At 74.7% G+C, this 19,019-nt stretch carries 2 protein-coding genes; both read left to right on the top strand.

All coding sequences use genetic code 11. The features are described from left to right. Window positions 1-98 precede the first annotated feature (98 nt). Window positions 99-12,929 (top strand): SDR family NAD(P)-dependent oxidoreductase, encoded by a 12,831-nt coding sequence (locus tag LCD35_RS25955; protein ID WP_225045103.1) that lies wholly within the window; start codon window positions 99-101, stop codon window positions 12,927-12,929. Further along, window positions 12,926-19,018 carry an SDR family NAD(P)-dependent oxidoreductase gene (locus tag LCD35_RS25950; RefSeq protein ID WP_225045102.1) on the top strand — a complete coding sequence of 2,031 codons (6,093 nt, stop codon included), beginning with the start codon at window positions 12,926-12,928 and terminating at the stop codon, window positions 19,016-19,018. The genes LCD35_RS25955 and LCD35_RS25950 overlap by 4 nt, the downstream gene beginning before the upstream one ends. The last annotated feature ends 1 nt before the right edge of the window (window position 19,019 follow it).

Genomic DNA, 19,019 nt, shown 5'->3' with positions numbered 1-19,019 from the left:
CCTCGAGCTCGGCCACCTCGACCCCCGCCACCCCGAACTCCACCACTCCGACCGCGAAACCCCACGAGATCCCCGCGGGCGACCTCACCCTGCACCCCGTGTGGGAACCGGCGCGGCTGCTGCGCGGCAAGCCGTTCCCCGCCCGGGACGCGCGGCTGGTCGCCATCGGCCTGGAGCCCGCCGAGCTCGCCGCGCTGCGCGAGCGGCACCCGCACCTGGTGGAGCTCGGCGCCGACGACGCGGACCGGATCACCACCCCCGTCGACCACGTGATCATGCGGTTCCCGACGCGGATCGCGGCGGACGCGGCCGGGCAGATCGCCGAGCAGCGCACCGCGACCCGGCGGCTGTTCCGGGTGCTGCGCGCGATCACCGCGCTCGGCCTGGACGACGAGCCGCTCGGGCTCACCCTGCTCACCCGCGACGCCTTCGACCCGGAGGGCACCGGCACGGCCGATCCGGCGCAGGCCGGGCTGCACGGGCTGCTCGGCGGGCTGGCGAAGGAGCAGCCGCACTGGCGGCTGCGCGCCGTGGACCTCGCCGACGGCGAACCGTTCGTCCCGGCCGAGGTGTTCGCGCTGCCCGCGGACCGGCGGGCGCACCCGTTCGCCCGCCGCGGCGGCCAGTACCTGCGCAGGCAGCTGCTGCCGGTGGCGGACGTCCCGGCACCGGCGGAGCCGGTGCTGCGCCGGGGCGGCGTGTACGTGCTCATCGGGGGCGCCGGCGACCTCGGGGTCGTGCTCACCGAGTACCTGCTGCGCGCCCACGACGCCCGCGTCGTGTGGGTCGGACGCCGCGCCGAGGACGACTCGATCCGGGCGAAGGCCGCGCAGGTCGCCGCCGGTGGCCGCGCCCCCGAGTACCTGTCCGCGGACGCCGCCGATCCGGCCGCGCTGGCCGGGATGCGGGACGAGGTGCTGCGCCGCCACGGCCGCATCGACGGCGTGGTGCACCTGGCGATGGTGTTCAGCCACACGCCGCTGGCCGAGATGACCGAGTCCGAACTGGACGCGACGCTCGGCGCGAAGGTCGACCCGTGCGTGCACTTCGCGGACGTGTTCGCGGGTCACCGGCTGGATTTCCTGCTGCTGATCTCCTCGCTGGTGAGCTTCATCCGCAACGCGAACCAGGCGCACTACTCGGCGGCCTGCGCGTTCGAGGACGCCCGCGCCGCCGAGCTGCGCAAGGCCCTCGGGTTCCCGGTGAAGGTGGTGAACTGGGGCTACTGGGGCAACGTGCCGGATGAGCTGCTGCGCGACGTGACCGCGATGGGGCTGGCGCCGATCGACGCGGCCACCGCGATGGGGGCCATCGAGCGGCTGCTGGCCGGGCCGCTGGACCAGATCGGGTTCATGCGCCTCGGCAGGCCGCTGCCGGTCGAGGGCGCGCTGACCGGGGAACTCCTGCAGCAGCATCCCGCCTCGCCGACCCGAGCCGTCGAGGCCGCGCCGGTGGCGCTGCCCGCCGCGCTCGCCGAGCACCACGCCGGACCGGTGCCGGGCGAGATCGACGCGGCGCTGAGCCGCTGCGTCGCCGCCGAACTGCGCGCGGCCGGGCTGGACCCGGCCGAGGACCTGGCGCAGCAGCACGCCCGCGGGGTGGACGCCCGCTTCGACGGCTGGCTGACCGCGACGCTGCGCACCCTCACCGAGCACGGGCTGATCGACGCAGCCGGGAACTGGGCCCCGGGCACCGAGGACGCGGCCGCGGCCCGCGCCGACTGGCAGCGGGAAGCGCCGCGGTGGGCCGAGCTGAACGCGGACCTGCGGGCCCCGCTGCGGCTGCTGGAGCGCACCCTGCCCGCGCTGGGCGACGTGCTGCGCGGCCGCACCACCGCCACCGACGTGCTGTTCCCGCAGGGCTCGTTCGACCTGGTCGCCGGGGTGTACCGGGACAACCGGGTCGCCGAGCACTTCAACGCGGTCCTCGCCGAGCAGGTCGTGGCGCACCTGCGCGCCAGGCGGGCCGCCGACCCGGCCGCCCCGCTGCGGGTGCTGGAGGTCGGCGCGGGCACCGGCGGCACCACCGGACCGGTGCTGGACGCGGTGGAGCGGAGCGGCATCCGGCTCGCCGAGTACTGCTACACCGACCTCTCGCAGGCGTTCCTGCACAACGCGCAGGACACCTTCGGGCCCGGCCGGGACTTCCTCGGCTACCGGCTGTTCGACGCGGCCATCCCGCCGCAGGAACAGGGGCTGGACGCCGGTGCCTACGACGTGGTCATCGCGGCGAACGTGCTGCACGCGACGGAGAACATCCGGCCCGCGCTGCGGAACGCGAAGGCGCTGCTGCGCGGCGGCGGGCTGCTGGCGCTCAACGAGATCAGCGGGTTCTACCTGGTCAACCACCTCACGTTCGGGCTGCTGGACGGCTGGTGGCTCTACGACGACCCCGAGCTTCGCGCGCCCGGCAGCCCCGCGCTGTCGCCGGAGAGCTGGCGGCGGGTGCTGCACCAGGAGGGCTTCACCGGGCTGGCGCACCCGGCGGCGGACGCGCTGGCGCTGGGCCAGCAGATCGTCGTCGCGCACAGCGACGGGCTCGCCCGTGCGCCGAGGGGAGAACCGCAGGTGACCGAGCTCGCGCCGGTCGCCGCGCAGGCCGCGCAGGCCGCACCGGTCGTGGAGCGGGCGACCACGACGGTCGGCGACGTGGTGCTGGCCGCGCTCGCTGAGGCGCTGCGGATGCCCGCCGAGCGGATCGGCCTGGAGCAGGCGTTCGCCGACTACGGGCTGGACTCCATCGTCGGCGCCAAGTTCGTGCAGCGGCTCAACGAGGAACTGGGCGTGGATCTGCTGACCACGGTCATCTTCGACTACCGCAGCGTCGCGCAGCTCGCCGCGCACATCGCCGCCGAGCACGCGCCGGAGCTGCCCGCCGTGCCGGAACCGGCCGCTCGGGCGGCGGAAAATGGCGCCCAGGTAAGGGAATCTTCCGTTCTGGTCGGTGAATCCTCCTTCTCGGCAGCGGAATCCTCCTTCCCGTCGGGGCAATCCACTGTTCCGGCCGGCGAATCGACCGACCGGGCAGCGGAATCCGCCGTCGCGGCCGGACGAACCTCGGCGGGCGCACCGGACCCGAGCACCGCCGCACCCGCGGCGCAATCCCGCGGCACCCGGGAACCCATCGCCATCGTCGGCATCAGCGGCCGGTTCGCCGGATCTCCCGATGTGGACGCGCTGTGGCGGCACCTCGCCGCCGGTGACGACCTGGTCGGCCCGATCGAGCGCTGGGACCTGTCCGATGTGGACGACCTGGACTGCCGGGCGGGCAGCTTCCTGGACGGCATCGACGAGTTCGACGCGAACTTCTTCAACCTCACCGGCATCGAGGCCACCTACACCGATCCGCAGCAGCGGCTGCTGCTGGAGCAGGCGTGGGCGGCGCTGGAGAACGCCGGGCACGCGAGCGCCGAGCTCAGCGGCCGCCGCTGCGGCGTGTACGTCGGCTGCACCGGCGGCGACTACGCCGACCGGTTCGACGAGGCCCCGCCCGCGCAGGCGGCGTGGGGCAACGCGCCGTCGGTGGTGCCGGGCCGCGTCGCCTACCACCTGAACCTGCACGGCCCGGCGATCGCGGTGGACACCGCCTGCTCCAGCTCGCTGGTCGCGGTGCACCTGGCCTGCCAGAGCCTGTGGGCGGGGGAGACGGAGCTCGCCCTCGCCGGCGGGGTCAGCGTCACCACCACCCCCGGCACCCAGCTCGCCGCCGGGCGCGGCGGCATGCTGTCGCCGACCGGGCGGTGCCACACCTTCGACGCCGCCGCCGACGGGTTCGTGCCCGGTGAGGGCGTGGGCGTGGTGGTGCTGCGCCGGTTGTCCGACGCGCTCGCCGACGGCGACCACGTGCACGCCGTGATCCGCGGCTCGGCGGTCAACCAGGACGGCGCCACCAACGGGATCACCGCGCCCAGCGCGCTGTCCCAGGAACGCCTGATCCGGCAGGTGCACGAGGACTTCGGCATCGACCCGGCGGAGATCGGCGTCATCGAAGCGCACGGCACCGGCACCCAGCTCGGCGATCCGCTGGAGTGCCAGGCGCTGTCCGCCGCGTTCGCCGGGGCGCCCGGCCCGATCGCGCTCGGCTCGATCAAGACGAACCTCGGGCACACCACCTCGGCCGCCGGCGTCGCCGGGCTGCTCAAGCTGGTGCTGTCGCTGCGGCACCGGCAGATCCCGGCCTCGCTGCACTTCCACGAGCTGAACCCGTCGATCCGGCTGGACGGCGGACCGTTCCGGGTGAACACCGAGCTGCGGCCGTGGCTCCCGAACTCCCGCGGGCGCCGCACCGCCGGGCTCAGCGGGTTCGGGTTCAGCGGCACCAACGGGCACCTGGTCGTCGAGGACGTCCCGGCCCCGACGCGCGGTGATGCGGGCGGCACCCACCTGTTCGTGCTCTCCGCCCCGCAGCAGGCCCCGCTGCGGCAGCGCGTCGCGGACCTGCGGGCGCACCTGGAGCTCGCGCCGGAGGCGGTGCTCGGCGACGTGGCCCGCACCCTCGCGCAGGGCCGCGACCACTTCGCGCACCGGGTCGCGTTCGTCGCCGCCGGCCGGGAATCGTTGCTGCGGCAGCTGGCCGCGTGGCTGGACGGCGCGCCCGTCGCGGGCGATCCCGGGCACGAGGCGGTGGGGGACCGGTACCTGTCCGGTGCGGCGGTGGACTTCGCGCCGCTGTTCGCCGGGCTGGACGTGCGGCGCACGCCGCTGCCCGCCTACCCGTTCCAGCGCAAGAGCTACTGGGTGTCGGGCGAGCCGCCGAAGCGGGCGAGCCGCGGAGCCGCCGCCGCGGCGCCGACTCCGGCGACCGCCCGGCCCGCGCTGGACGAGGCGTCGCTGCGCTACCTGGTCGGCGAGCGGGTGCTCGGCGAGCTGTCCCGGGTGCTCATGATGGAACCCGACGAGATCGACCCGCAGGCGTCCTTCTCCGACTTCGGCGTGGACTCGATCCTCAGCGTGAAGCTGGTGCGGGCGGTCAACGCGGCGCTCGGCGTGGACCTGCCGAGCACGGCGCTGTTCGAGCACAGTTCGCTGGAACGGCTGGTGGCGCACCTGCTGGACGCGCACGCCGCCGTCCTGCGCGGCTCGCTCGCCGAACGCGAGGAGCACGCGCTGAACTCGTTGCCCGCCAACGGGTTCGACGTGTCGGCCGGTGCGACGGCCGCCGAGTCCGAGGTCGCCGGCCGCACGAACGGTTCCGCGGGGAACGGGTCGAGCTCGAACGGCCACGGGACCGGCGGTTCCGCGGGGAACGGGACGTACTCGAACGGCCACGGGACCGGCGGCTTCGCGGGGAACGGGACGTACTCGAACGGCCACGGCACGAACGGTTCCGCACCGAGCGGAACGAGCCCGAACGGCCACGGCGCGGGCGGTGTCGTCGAGAACGGGACGACTGATGGTCCGCGCCCCGCGGGGTCCACATCGGACTCCGCGGCGAATCCCCAGCAGGACGAACCGATCGCCGTGATCGGCCTCGCCGCCCGCTTCGCCCGGTCCCCGGACGCCGAGGTCTTGTGGGGCCACCTCGCCGCGGGCGACGACCTCGTCGGCGACGTCACCCGCTGGGACCTCACCGCCGAACTCGGCCCCGACGGGGCGCGGCAGCAGGGCAGCTTCGTCGAGGACATCGACCGGTTCGACGCCTGGTTCTTCCGCATGTCCGGCAAGGAGGCCGCCTGCACCGACCCGCAGCAGCGCCTCTTCCTGGAGGAGTGCTGGCACGCCCTCGAAGACGCCGGCCACGCCGGGGAACGGCTCGACGGCAGCGGCTGCGGCGTCTACGTCGGCGGGCCGCCCAGCGACTACCAGCAGCTGCTCGGCGACGACGCGCCGCCGCAGGCGCTGTGGGGCAACATCTCCTCGGTCATCGCCTCCCGCATCTCCTACTTCCTGGACCTGCAGGGACCGGCGATCTCGGTGGACACGGCCTGCTCCAGCTCGCTGGTGGCCATCCACCAGGCCTGCCAGGACCTGCGGCAGCGGAACACCTCGATGGCGCTGGCCGGGGGCGTGTTCGTCCAGTCCACGCCGATCTTCTACCGGTCCGCGGTGCGGGCGAACATGCTCTCCACCCGCGGGCGCTGCCACACCTTCGACTCCCGCGCCGACGGTTTCGTGCCCGGTGAGGGCGCCGGGGTGGTGGTGCTCAAGCGGCTGTCCGACGCGCTGCGCGACGGCGACCACGTGCGCGGCGTGATCCGCGGCTCCGGGGTGAACCAGGACGGCACCACCAACGGGCTGACCGCGCCCAGCGCCGGATCGCAGGAACGGTTGCTGCGCCGCGTGTACGAGCGCACCGGCATCGACCCGGCGAGCGTGCAGCTCGTCGAGGCGCACGGCACCGGCACCCCGCTCGGCGACCCGATCGAGTTCGCCGCGCTGCGCGCCGTTTTCGGCGATGCGCCCGCGGCCGGGACCGCGCTGGGGTCGATCAAGACGAACGTGGGCCACACCCAGTTCGCCGCCGGGGTCGCCGGGGTGCTCAAGGTGCTGCTCGCGTTGGAGCACGAGCAGCTGCCGCCGACGCTGCACTTCGACGAGATCAACCCGGAGATCCGGCTGGACGGCGGCCCGTTCTACGTGAACACCGAGCTGCGGTCCTGGCCGGAGCCCGCGACCGGGCCGCGCCGGGCGGCGGTGAGCTCGTTCGGCGCCGCGGGCACCAACGTGCACGCCGTGCTGGAGCAGGCCCCGCCCCGGCCGGCCGGGCACGCCGCGCGCCCCGCGTGGCTGGTCGTGCTGTCCGGGCAGGACGAGGAGGTGCGCCGCAGCCAGGTCGAACGGCTGCTCGCGCACGCCGAGCAGCACCCGGAGCTGGACCTCGGGGACGTGTCCTACTCGCTGGCCACCGGGCGCAGGCACTGCGCGCACCGGTGGGCCGCGGTGGTCGCCGACCGCGCGCAGCTGATCTCCGCGCTGCGGGAGTGGCTGCGCGCGGGCACCGCCGAACAGGTCGTCACCGGCACCACCGCCGACGGCCACCGCCGCCGGGACCCGGCCGTGCCGGCGCGCGTCGACGGGCTGCTCCGCGACGGTTCCCGGCCCGCGCTGATCGAACTCGCCGAGTTCTTCGCACAGGGGCTTGACTTCCGCTTCGCGCCGCTGTTCGCCGACGGCGGGTTCCGGATCACGCCGCTGCCGCCCTACCCGTTCGCCGGGGAGCGGTACTGGCCCGGCACCAGCCGGGTCGCGCGATCCCCGCTGGCCGGGGACGCGGTCGAGCTGACCGGACGCGAGTTCTTCCTCGCCGACCACCGGGTGCGCTCGGTGCCGGTGCTGCCCGGGGTGGCCTACCTGGAGTCGGCGGTGCAGGCGGCCCGCGCGGCGGGCGTCGAGCACCCGCGGCTGCGCAACGTCGTGTGGTCCCGGCCGTTGCAGGTTCCCGGACCGGTGCGGTTGCGCATCGCGCTGCGCGAGCAGGGTGGCGGCCACACCTTCGAGATCAGCACCGCTGCCGGGAAGCACGGTCAGGGGCTCGTGGAGGCCGGTCCGGCGGAGCCGGGCGGGCACCTGGACGTCGCATCGCTGCGCGCGGCGTGCGCGCGGCGTATCGAGCACACCGAGTTCTACGCGCACTTCGACCGGATGGGCATCGGTTACGGCCCCGCCTTCCGCGGCGTGCAGGAGCTGCACGTCGGCGACGGGCTCGTGGTCGCCCGGCTGCGGCTGCCGCACGCGGCCCGGGACGGGGCGGACTGGGCGCTGCACCCGGCGGTGCTGGACGCGGCCGTGCAGGCCACCCTCGGGCTGTCGCTGACCGGGGCCGGCGAGGTCGCCGCCGCGCTGCCGTTCGTGCTGGAGGACGTGCGCGTCCACGCGCCGAGCCCGGCCGCCGGGTACGCCGTGGTGCGCCCGGCCGCGGCGGACGGCGGTGGCGCGGTGCGGCGGATGGACGTCGAGCTGTGCGACGAGGACGGCGCGGTGTGCGTGCGGTTGCTCGGGTTCACCGCCCGGCTGCTGCCGGCCGAGGAGCCCGCCGGGGCCGATCGGACCTCCGGGACGGTCCCGCCCGCCGAAGCGGCCGGGGTCACCGGGGCGGCCGGAACCACCCGACCTGCCGGCTCCGCCCGATCCGCCGGAACGGCCGGAACCGCTGACCCGGCGGAACTCGGGAACCCGGCCGCCGACGCCGAACCGACCCTGGTGCACGTCGGCTGGCGCCCCGAACCGGCGACCGCCACCACCGAAGCACCGGCCCGCCGCGAAGTGCTGCTGGCCGGGGCGGGCGTCGACCCGCAGGCGCTGCAGGACCGGCTCGGCGTCCGCTGCGCGGCACTCCCGCACGCCGACGACCTCGCGGAACGCTTCACCGCGCAGGCCGAGTCGGTGCTGGCCCGGCTGCGCGCGGCGATCTCCGCGCTGCGCGACGGACCGGTGCTGCTGCAGGTCGTGGTGCCCGCCGCCGGTGCCGGGCGGATCTCCGCCGCGCTCGCCGGACTGCTGCGCACCGCCCGCCTGGAGCACCCGAAGCTGCGCACCCAGCTCGTCGAGGTCGCCACCCCGTTCGGTGTCGCGGACCTGGCCGCGCTGCTGCGCGCCGAAGCCGCGACCGACGTGGTGGTGGTGCGCCGCGACGGCGAGCACCGCGAGGTGCCGCGCTGGAGCGCGCTGGACGACGCACCGGAGGTCGCGCCGTGGCGGGCCGGTGGCACCTACCTGATCACCGGTGGTGCCGGCGGGCTCGGCGCCACCTTCGCCCGCGCGATCGCGGCCCGCGCACCCGGCGCGCGGCTGGTGCTGGCCGGGCGGTCCGCGCAGGGGCCTGCGGAGCTGCTGCGCGAACTCGCCGACGCCGGCGCGCACCCGAGCTACCGCCCGCTCGACGTCGCCGACCGCGCGCAGGTCGAGCGCTGCGTGCGGGAGGTGCTGGCCGAGCACGGCGCGCTGCACGGCGTGCTGCACCTGGCCGGGGTGCTGCGGGACGGCTACCTCGCGCGGAAGGACCGCGCCGAGGTACGCGAGGTGCTCGCGGCGAAGGCCACCGGGTTCGCGAACCTGGACGCCGTCACGGCCGAGGTGGACCTGGACGTGTTCTGCGGCTTCTCCTCGCTGTCCGCGTTCGGCAACACCGGGCAGGGCGACTACGCGGCGGCGAACGCGTTCCTGGACGCCTACGCGCCGCACCGCGAGGAGCTGCGGGCCCGGGGGGCGCGGCGCGGCCGGACCCTCGTGGTCGGCTGGCCGCTGTGGGCGACCGGTGGGATGGGCGTGGACGACGCCACCGCCGCCCGGATGCGCGCCGAGGTCGGCATGGTCCCGATGCGTCCCGAGCAGGGCGTGACCGCGCTGCACCGGGCGTGGGGCAGCGGTGAACCGCACGTGCTGGCGATCTGCGGGGACCGGGCGCGGATCGAGGCCACGCTGCTCTCCGGGCCGGAAACCGTTGCGGCGGAGGGGGATCCGGACCGCGCGAGCCTGCTCGCCGAACTCGTCGGGCACGCCGCGGCGGTGCTGGGCGTGCGCGCCGACGAGATCGACCCGGACGTGGAACTCGCCGACTACGGCTTCGACCGGGTGTCGCTGACCGCGCTCGCCGGGCGGGTCGAAGCGGCGCACGGCGGCACCGTCGCCCCCAAGTCCTTCATCGAACGTCCAACCCTGGGAGAGGTCGTGGATCACCTCCTCGAAGACCACGAGTTCGGGTCGCTGAACCCACCGGCCCGGCGCGAGCCCGACGCCCCCGCCGACACCGGGGGGACCGTGCGCAAGGCACTGGTCCGGGAGCTGATCGGGCGGGTCGCGGTGCTGCTGGACGTGCCGGCGAAGCGGATCACCGCCGACGCCGAGCTCACCCGGTTCGGCTTCGACTCGTTGACGCTGACCGGCTTCGCCGACGAGCTCAACGCCGCGTACGGCCTGTCGCTGGCGCCGACGCTGTTCTTCGAGCACCCGACGCTCGGCGAGGTGGCCGACCACCTGCTCGCCGAGCACGCCGTGCAGGTCGCGCCCGCGCCGGAACCGGCCCCCGCACCAAGACCGGAACCGGCACCGGCACCCCTCGCCGAATCCGCCGCCACCGCGCGCCCGGTGCCCGAGCCGATCGCCGTCATCGGCATGAGCGGCCGGTTCCCGATGGCCGACGACCTCGACCGGTACTGGGAGAACCTGCGCGACGGCCGCGACTGCACCGGCGAGGTCCCCGCCGACCGCTGGGACTGGCGCGAGCACTACGGCGACCCGATCAAGGACCCGAACAGCACGAACGTCATCGCGGGCGGCTTCATGGACGGGGTCGGCGACTTCGACCCGTTCTTCTTCGACATCTCGCCGAAGGAAGCGGAGCTGATGGACCCGCAGCAGCGGCTGCTGATGCTGCACGTGTGGAAGGCGCTGGAGGACGCCGGATATTCGGCCGCGGACGTGGCGGGCACCGACACGGCGCTGATCGCGGGCACCACCAGCACCGGCTACAGCACGCTGGTCACCCGCTACCAGCCGATGATCGAGGGCTACGACATCACCGGTGCCGCCCCCTCGATGGGCCCGAACCGGATGAGCTACTTCCTGGACCTGAACGGGCCGAGCGAGCCGGTGGACACCGCCTGCTCCAGCGCGCTGGTCGCGATGCACCGCGCGGTGCAGGCGCTGCGGGACGGGAAGTCCGCGCTGGCCATCGCGGGCGGCGTGAACACGATGGTCAGCGTCGACGGGCACATCAGCATCTCCAAGGCCGGGATGCTCAGCCCCGACGGCAAGTGCAAGACGTTCGGTGCGGACGCCGACGGCTACGCCCGCGGTGAGGGCGTCGGGTTCCTGGTGCTCAAACGGCTCTCCGACGCCGAGCGCGACGGCGACCACATCCACGGCCTGATCAGGGCCACCGCGGAGAACCACGGCGGCCGCGGCAACTCGCTCACCGCGCCGAACCCGAAGGCGCAGGCCGCGCTGCTGCGCGCCGCCTACACCGAGGCCGGGATCGACCCGCGCACCGTCGGCTACGTGGAGGCGCACGGCACCGGCACCAAGCTCGGCGACCCGGTGGAGGTCAACGGGCTGAAGGCCGCGTTCCGCGCGCTCTACGCCGACGCGGGCGCCGAGGTCGCCGAGCCGCACTGCGGCGTCGGCTCGGTGAAGACGAACATCGGGCACCTGGAGCTCGCCGCGGGCGCCGCCGGGGTGATCAAGGTGCTGCTGCAGCTGCGGCACCGCAGGCTCGTGCAGGGCATGCGCTGCGCCGAGATCAACCCGTACGTGGACCTGGACGGCAGCCCGTTCTACCTGGTGCGCGAGGGGCAGGACTGGGTCGCGCCGCGCGACGCCGACGGCCGGGACCTGCCGCGCCGCGCGGGGGTCAGCTCGTTCGGCTTCGGCGGCGTGAACGCGCACGTGGTGCTGGAGGAGTACGTGCCGCGCCCGGCCGCCGAGCAGCCGCCGACCGGCCCGCTGCCGGTGGTGCTCTCCGCGAGCCACCCCGAGGTGCTGCGCCGCTACGCCGCCGACTGGCTGGCCGCGCTGGACGGGCGCACCGACGCGGAACTGCCCTCGATCGCGTTCACCTCGCAGACCGGGCGCACCCCGATGCGGGAGCGGCTGGCGGTGCTGGCGAGCACCGTCGCCGAGCTCCGCGACGGGATCGCCGCCTGGCTGCGCGGAGAAACCCACCCGAACGTCCACATCGGACAGGTCGCGCGCGGTGCGGAACCGCCCGAGGCGCCGGTGGAATCCGGCGATCTCACGACGATGTCCGAAGTGGACTTGGACCGGCTGGTCCGGCTGTGGGTCGAAGGCGCCGAGGTCGACTGGGCACGGCTGCACACCGGTCCGCGGCCGCGCCGGACGCCGCTGCCGACCTACCCGTTCCGGCTGCGGCGCTACTGGATGGACACCACCCGGCCCGCCGCAGGCGCCCCGCGCCGGCTGCACCCGCTGGTGCACGCCAACACCTCCGACCTCGCCGAGCACCGCTACACCTCGCGCTTCACCGGCCGCGAGTTCTTCCTCGACGACCACCGGGTCCGCGACGAGGTGATGTCGGTGGTGTCCGGCTGGCGGCCCGGCACCGACTCCGCCGCAGGCGGCGGGTCCGCGGTGCCGGTGCTGCCGGCGGTGGCGCACCTGGAGCTGGCCCGCGCCGCCGCGGCCCGCTCCACCGGCGAGGAGCTGGGCTGGACGGTCCGGCTGGCGTCCTGGCTGCGCCCGCTGACCGTCCGGGACGAGACCGAGGTGCACGTCGCGCTCACCGCCCGCGCCGATGACGGCGCCGACTACGAGGTGTACGCGGCCGACGGAGCGGGGGAGCGCACCACGTTCGCCCGCGGCCAGCTCCGCCGCCGCCCGCAGGACCCGGCGCAGCGGCTGGACTTGGCGGCGCTGCGCGCGGACTGCGACGGGCCGGTGCTCGACACCGACGCCTGCTACCAGCGCTACCGCGGGTTCGGCATGGACTACGGTCCCGCGCTGCGCGCCGTCGAGTCGCTGCACACCGGTTCGCGCCGGGCGGTGGCCCGGCTGGTGCTGCCCGCCGCGGCCCGCGACGCCGAGTTCGTGCTCAACCCGAGCCTGCTCGACTGCGCGCTGCAGGCCACCGCCGGGCTGTTCCTCGACCAGGGCGATGCGGCGGGCGCCGCGCTGCCCTACGCGCTGCGCGAGCTGGAGGTGCTGCGCCCCACGCCGGAGACCGGCTGGGCGGTGGTCCGGTTCGCCGAGGACGACCACGGCGGCGAGGTCCGCCGCATCGACCTCGACGTGTGCGACGACGACGGCGAGGTCTGCGTGCGGCTGCGCGGCTTCAGCGTCCGCCGGGTCGGCGCCGCGACCTCGGACGCCGGGACCCCGGACACCGGGACCTCGGACGCCGGGACCGCGGACACCGGCACCCCGGACACCGGCACCGCGGAGGCGCCGCAGGACGAGGACGCGCACCTGCTGGACCTGATCGAAGCCATCGGCAGGCGTTCGCTGAGCGCCGACGAGTTCAAGAGGAGCCTCGCATGAGCACCCCGATCGAATCGCTCGACGAACTGCACCTGCTGATCAGCGAGGGCCGGGTCGGTCAGGACGAGGCGCTCCGCTTGCTCCGCGCCTGGAAGAACGGCGCGCCCGCGATCCCGGCCACCGCGGAGGATCCCGGTGCCACCGGAGAAGATCGCGGCACCGCGGCCGGGGCCACCGCGGACGCCGGTGACCTCGCGGAGCAGGTGTGCGAGGTCGTGGTGGAGAAGGTCTGCGGCCTGCTGAAGGTGGACCCCACCGACCTCGACGTGGACGTGGAGCTCAGCGAGTACGGGCTCGACTCCCTGATCATCAGCCAGCTGGTGAACCTGGTGAACGAGTCGCTGGGCCTGGACCTGGTGCCGACCGTGCTCTTCGAGCACCCGACGCTGCGCGCGTTCAGCGCTTTCGTCGCCGCCGAGCACGGACCGAGCCTGGCGGCGGTCTTCGGCACGGCGGTGGAACCGGAACCCGTTGCGCCGCAACAGATCCCGGCAGCGGTGGTCGCGCCGCCGCCGCAGGTCGATCGGCGACCACCACCGGCCGCCGCCCCACCGGACCGGCCCGCTCCAGCGACCGTACCCGCCGCACCGACCCGTCCCGCCGCACCCACCGCGCCCGCCGCACCGACCCGTCCCGCTCCAGCCACCGGACCCGGCCCGGCCGCCCCGGACCCGGACGACGACCCGATCGCCATCGTCGGCATGAGCGGCCGGTTCCCGCAGGCCGACGACCTCGACGAGTACTGGGAGAACCTGCGCGACGGCCGCGACTGCATCGGCGAAGTCCCCGCCGACCGCTGGGACTGGCGCGCCCACTGGGGCGACCCGCGCCAGGAACCGGGCCGCACCAACGTCAAGCACGGCGGGTTCATGGACGGCGTCGCCGACTTCGACCCGCTGTTCTTCGGCATCGCCCCCAAGGACGCGGTGCACATGGACCCGCAGCAGCGGCTGCTGATGCTGTACGTGTGGAAGGCAATCGAGGACGCCGGGTACTCCGCCGACGACCTCGCCGGCTCCGACCTCGGCCTGTTCATCGGCACCAACGACACCGGCTACGGGCTGCTGTCCGACCGCAGCGCCGCCCGCGGGCGCAGCGTCACCCCGACCGGCAGCGTGCCCTCGGTGGGGCCGAACCGGATGAGCTACTTCCTCGACGTGCACGGGCCGAGCGAACCGGTGGAGACCGCCTGCTCCAGCTCGCTCGTCGCCATCCACCGCGGTGTCGCCGCCATCGAGCGCGGCGAGTGCGCGATGGCCGTCGTCGGCGGCATCAACACCATCGTGGTGCCGGACGGGCACGTGAGCTTCAGCCGCTCCGGGATGCTCAGCGAGGACGGGCGCTGCAAGACGTTCTCCGCCGGCGCCGACGGCTACGGCCGAGGTGAGGGCGTCGGGATGCTGGTGCTCAAGCGCCTGTCCGCCGCCGAGCGCGACGGCGACCACGTGCACGGCCTGGTGCGCGCCACCGCCGAGAACCACGGCGGCCGGGCCAATTCGCTGACCTCGCCGAACCCGAAGGCGCAGGCCGCGGTGATCCGCCGCGCCTACGCGAAGGCCGGCATCGATCCGCGCACCGTCGGCTACGTCGAGGCGCACGGCACCGGCACCGAGCTCGGCGACCCCATCGAGATCAACGGGCTCAAGGAGGCGTTCACCGAGCTCTACGCCGGGGAACCGGTCACCGCGGCGCACTGCGGCCTCGGCTCGGTGAAGACCAACATCGGGCACCTGGAGCTCGCGGCCGGGATCGCCGGCGTGCTGAAGGTGCTGCTGCAGCTGCGCCACCGCACTTTGGTGCGCAGCCTGCACGCGGAGGAGGTCAACCCGTACATCGACCTGGACGGCAGCCCGTTCCACCTGGTGCGGGAGAACCAGGAGTGGGCGGCCCCGCGCGGCGCCGACGGCCGGGAGCTGCCGCGCCGCGCCGGGGTGAGCTCGTTCGGCTTCGGCGGCGTCAACGCGCACGTCGTGCTGGAGGAGCACGTGCCGCGCGCCGAGCAGCCCGCGCCCGCGGCGGGCCCGGTGGCGATCGTGCTCTCCGCCGCGACCCCGGAGACGCTGGAAGCGCGGGTGCGCCGCCTCGCCGAGCACCTCGACGCCGGCCGCATCGCCGAGCAGGACCTGCCGAACCTCGCCTACACCCTGCAGGTGGGCCGGGTGGCGATGCCGGAGCGGATCGCGTTCCTGGCGCACTCGGTGGCGGAGGTGCGCAAGCGGATCGCCACCCACCTCGCCGGGGAGAAGGCGCACGGCCTGCACCGGGCGCGTGCCGAACGCCGCGGCCCGTGGAGCGAGCTGGTCGGCGACGACGACATCGCCGTCGCCATCGACAGCTGGGTGGCGAAGGGCAAGCTGGGACGGTTGCTGAAGCTGTGGGTCACCGGTTTCGACTTCGACTGGCGGCGGCTGCACACCGGCCGGTCGATGCGGCGGCTGCCGCTGCCGACCTACCCGTTCCGCTTGCAGCGCTACTGGATCGCCGACGGGGTGCCCGCTCCCGACGAATCGTCCGCGCTGCCGGAGGCCGCGCCGAAACCCGCCGCGGCACCGCGGCGCTCCGGCGGGCCGCACCGCCGCGAGCTGCACGCCGAGGACTTCTACCTGCGCGACCACCGCGTCGGGGGCACCCCCACCCTGCCCGGTGCCGCCTACCTGGAGTTCGCCCGCGACGCGCTCGGCGCCGACCGCGGGGTGCGGCTGCGGGACGTGACCTGGCTGCGGCCGCTCGCCGTCACCGACCCGCGTTCGGTGCGGGTCGAACTGGACCCGGCGACCGACCGGTTCGAGGTGCGCGCCGACGAATCCGGGGCCGTGCACGCCCAGGGCACCGCGCTCGTCGACCCCGCGCTGACCGGCGACGCCGAGGTGCACGACGTCGAAGCACTGCGCGCGATCTGCCCCGCCCGGCACGCCGGAGCGGAGATCTACGCGCTGTTCGACCGGATGGGCATGGGCTACGGCCCCGCGTTCCAGCCCATCGAGGAGCTGCACCGCGGCGAGGACCTCGCCGTGGCCCGGCTGCGGCTGCCGGCGGCGGCCACCGGTTCGTTCCCGCTGAACCCGAGCATGCTGGACGGGGCGCTGCAGACGACGCTCGGCCTGGTGCTCGGCGAGCAGAGCGGGGAGCCGGGCGTGGCGGCGCTGCCGTTCGCGGTGCGCGAGGTGCAGCTGCTCGGGCACACCCCGAGCTCCGGGTGGGCGGTGGTGCGCCGCGCCGCCGACGACCGCCGCGACTCCGGGGTGCGGCGGCTGGACGTCGACCTGTGCGACGAGGACGGCGCGGTGCGGGTGCGCGTGCTCGGCTTCAGCACCCGGCCGCAGCAGGGCGCCGCGAGCACGCCCGCGCCGGTGGCGGAAGCCGAGCGGGCTCCGGAAGCCGTGCGGCCTGCGGAAACCGGGCGGGCTCCGGAAGTCGTGCGGGCCGCGGAGACCGCACGTGCCGCGGAGACCGGCGACATCGCGCTGCTGCTCGAACCCGCCTGGCGGAGCGCGCCCGCGCCTGCGGACGCGCCCGATCAGCTCAACCACCACGTGGTGCTGTGCGAACTGCCCGACGTCGACGCCACCGCGCTCGGCGGGCTGCTCGGCGGCGGCTGCGAGCACTGGCAGGGCACCGGGAGCATCGAGGACCGCTACACCGGTTATGCGCAGCGGCTGCTGGAGCTGATCCGGGACCAGGCCCGCCAACCCGCGCCGCGGCTGGTCCAGGTGGTCACCCCGGCCGAGGCGCCGTGGCTCGGCGGGCTCAGCGGGATGCTGCGCACCGCGTACTTGGAGCACCCGAAGCTGCGCACCCAGTGGATCGAGCTCGGCGACCGGCCCGGCACCGCCGACCTCGCCGACCGGCTGCGCCGGGACGCCGCCGACACCGAGCAGGAGGCCGTGCGCCACCGCGACGGCGACCGCCGCACCTCGCGGTGGCGGGAGATCCCCGAACCCGCGCCGGAGCTGCCGTGGCGCGACGGCGGGGTCTACCTGATCACCGGGGGCGCCGGTGGGCTGGGCGCGCTGGCCGCCGAGGAGATCGCCGCGCGGGTGCAGTCCCCGGCGCTGGTGCTCTGCGGCCGCAGCCCCGCCGGGCCCGACCAGGAGGACCTGCTGGCGCGGCTGCGCGCGGCCGGGGCGAAGGCCGACTACCGCAGCCTCGACGTCGCCGACCGGGACGCGGTGTGCCAGGCGGTCCGCGAGGTCGAAGCCCAGCACGGTGCGCTGCACGGCGTGCTGCACGCGGCCGGGGTGCTGCGGGACGGTTTCCTGGCCCGCAAGTCCGCCGCCGACGTCCGCGACGTGTTCGCCGCGAAGGTCACCGGGCTGCGCCACCTCGACGAGGCCACCGCGCACTCCGCGCTGGACTGCTTCATCGGCTACTCCTCGATGGCCGCGTTCGGCAACGTCGGGCAGGCCGACTACGCCGCCGCGAACGCGTTCATGGACGGCTACGCCGCGCACCGCGAAGCGCTGGTGGCCGACGGCGAGCGGTCCGGGCGGACGCTGGTGGTGAACTGGCCGCTGTGGGACAAGGGTGGCATGGGCGGCGACGCCTCCACGGTGACGCTGCTCGAATCGGTCGGCATGCGCCCGATGCGCGCCCGGGTCGGCATCGACGCGCTGCACCGCGCGTGGGCGGCGCGGGTACCGCAGGTCATCGCGCTGGACGGGGACCTCGGGCGGCTGCGGGAGCGGTTCGCGCCCGCCTCCACCGCTGTTCCCGCCGAGGACGCATCCGCCGCGCGGGCCGTCGAACCGGCCCCCGACGCGGGCTCCGGGCCCGGCACGGCTCCCGAACCGGACAGCGGTTCCGGAGCGACGGCCGCCGACCTGGCGCCCGTCGTCGCCGACCTGATGTCCTCGCTGCTGGAGATCGATCCCGCCGAACTGCCGCCGGACGCCCCGCTGCGGGACTACGGCTTCGACTCGATCTTCATGATGCAGTTCCTCACCCAGGCGCAGACGCACATCGACGCCGGCCTGACCCTGGACGTGATCGCCGACTGCGACACCCTGGAGAACGTCACCGCCGCGATCGCCGCCGCCACCGGTGCGCAGGCCGAATCCGCGCCGGCCGAACCCCCGGTCGCTGGACCCCCGGTCGCCGAACCCGCGCCGCCGCTGATCCCGGCCCCGCGCACCGAAGCGGTCCCGGCGGCGCACTTCCCCGAACTGGTCCGGATGAACGGCGTCACCGCAGGCCGCCCGGTCTTCTGGGTGCACCACGGCAACGGTGGCGTCGAGTCGTACGCCCCGGTCGCCGCCCGCGCCCGGCGCCCCTTCTACGGCATCCAGCCGAAGGGGTGGATCGACGACACCGAGATCCTCACCGGGCAGATCCCGATGGCCGAGTTCTACGCGGGCCTGATCCTCTCGGTGCAGCCCGAAGGCCCGTACGACATCGGCGGTTTCTCCCTCGGTGGCCTGTTCGCCTACGAGGTGGTGCGGCAGCTGCAGCTGCGCGGCGCCGAGGTGCGCACGCTGGTCATGCTCGACACCCTCGACGCGGACTCCACCAACCGGGCCAACGAGATCATCGTCGGCGGTGACTTCAGCCCCGAGGTGGTGTCGAAGGTCAGCGATTTCCGCGCGGTGAACCTGATCCTCGGCAACAACAGCTTCGAATCGCACAGCGGCGGGATGCCGATCCTGCGCCGGGACGAGGTGGACACGACGCTCGACGGCCCGGCGTTCCTGGACTCGCTGATCGCGAAGGCGCTGGAGCGCGGAGTGAACAAGACCGAGTCGCAGCTGCGGTCCCGGGTGCGCCAGCTGTCCCGCTACCTGGAGGCCACCCAGGCCGAGCGGTACGAGCTGCACCCGCTGCCGAAGCCCGACGGGCTGAGCTGCTACTACCTGCGCAACGCCAGCCGGGAGTTCTTCGGCGCCTTCCGCGACTACATGGTGCTGTTCCCCAACGACGCACTGCCCACAGTGGACGGAACCGACTACTGGCTGGGCTGGCCGGAGCGGCTGGACGACTTCTTCACCATCGACGTGGATACCTCGATGCACTCCGAGGTGATGACCGCGCCGGCCTCGCTGGAGAAGCTGCTGCGGCTCTGCGACCGGCTGTACGGTCCGGAAGGAGGCCGCTGAC

Source organism: Saccharopolyspora sp. 6V (assembly GCF_020176785.1).
In the GTDB taxonomy this organism is placed as follows: Bacteria; Actinomycetota; Actinomycetes; order Mycobacteriales; family Pseudonocardiaceae; genus Saccharopolyspora_C; species Saccharopolyspora_C gregorii.
The sequence above is the reverse complement of the archived record's forward strand: the minus strand, read 5'-3'. Positions and strand labels throughout refer to the sequence as shown.

What these genes read in the sequence shown, in the direction of transcription:
- LCD35_RS25950 (WP_225045102.1), top strand. Translation starts at nt 12,926, where the DNA reads ATGAGCACCCCGATCGAATCGCTCGACGAACTGCACCTGCTGATCAGC.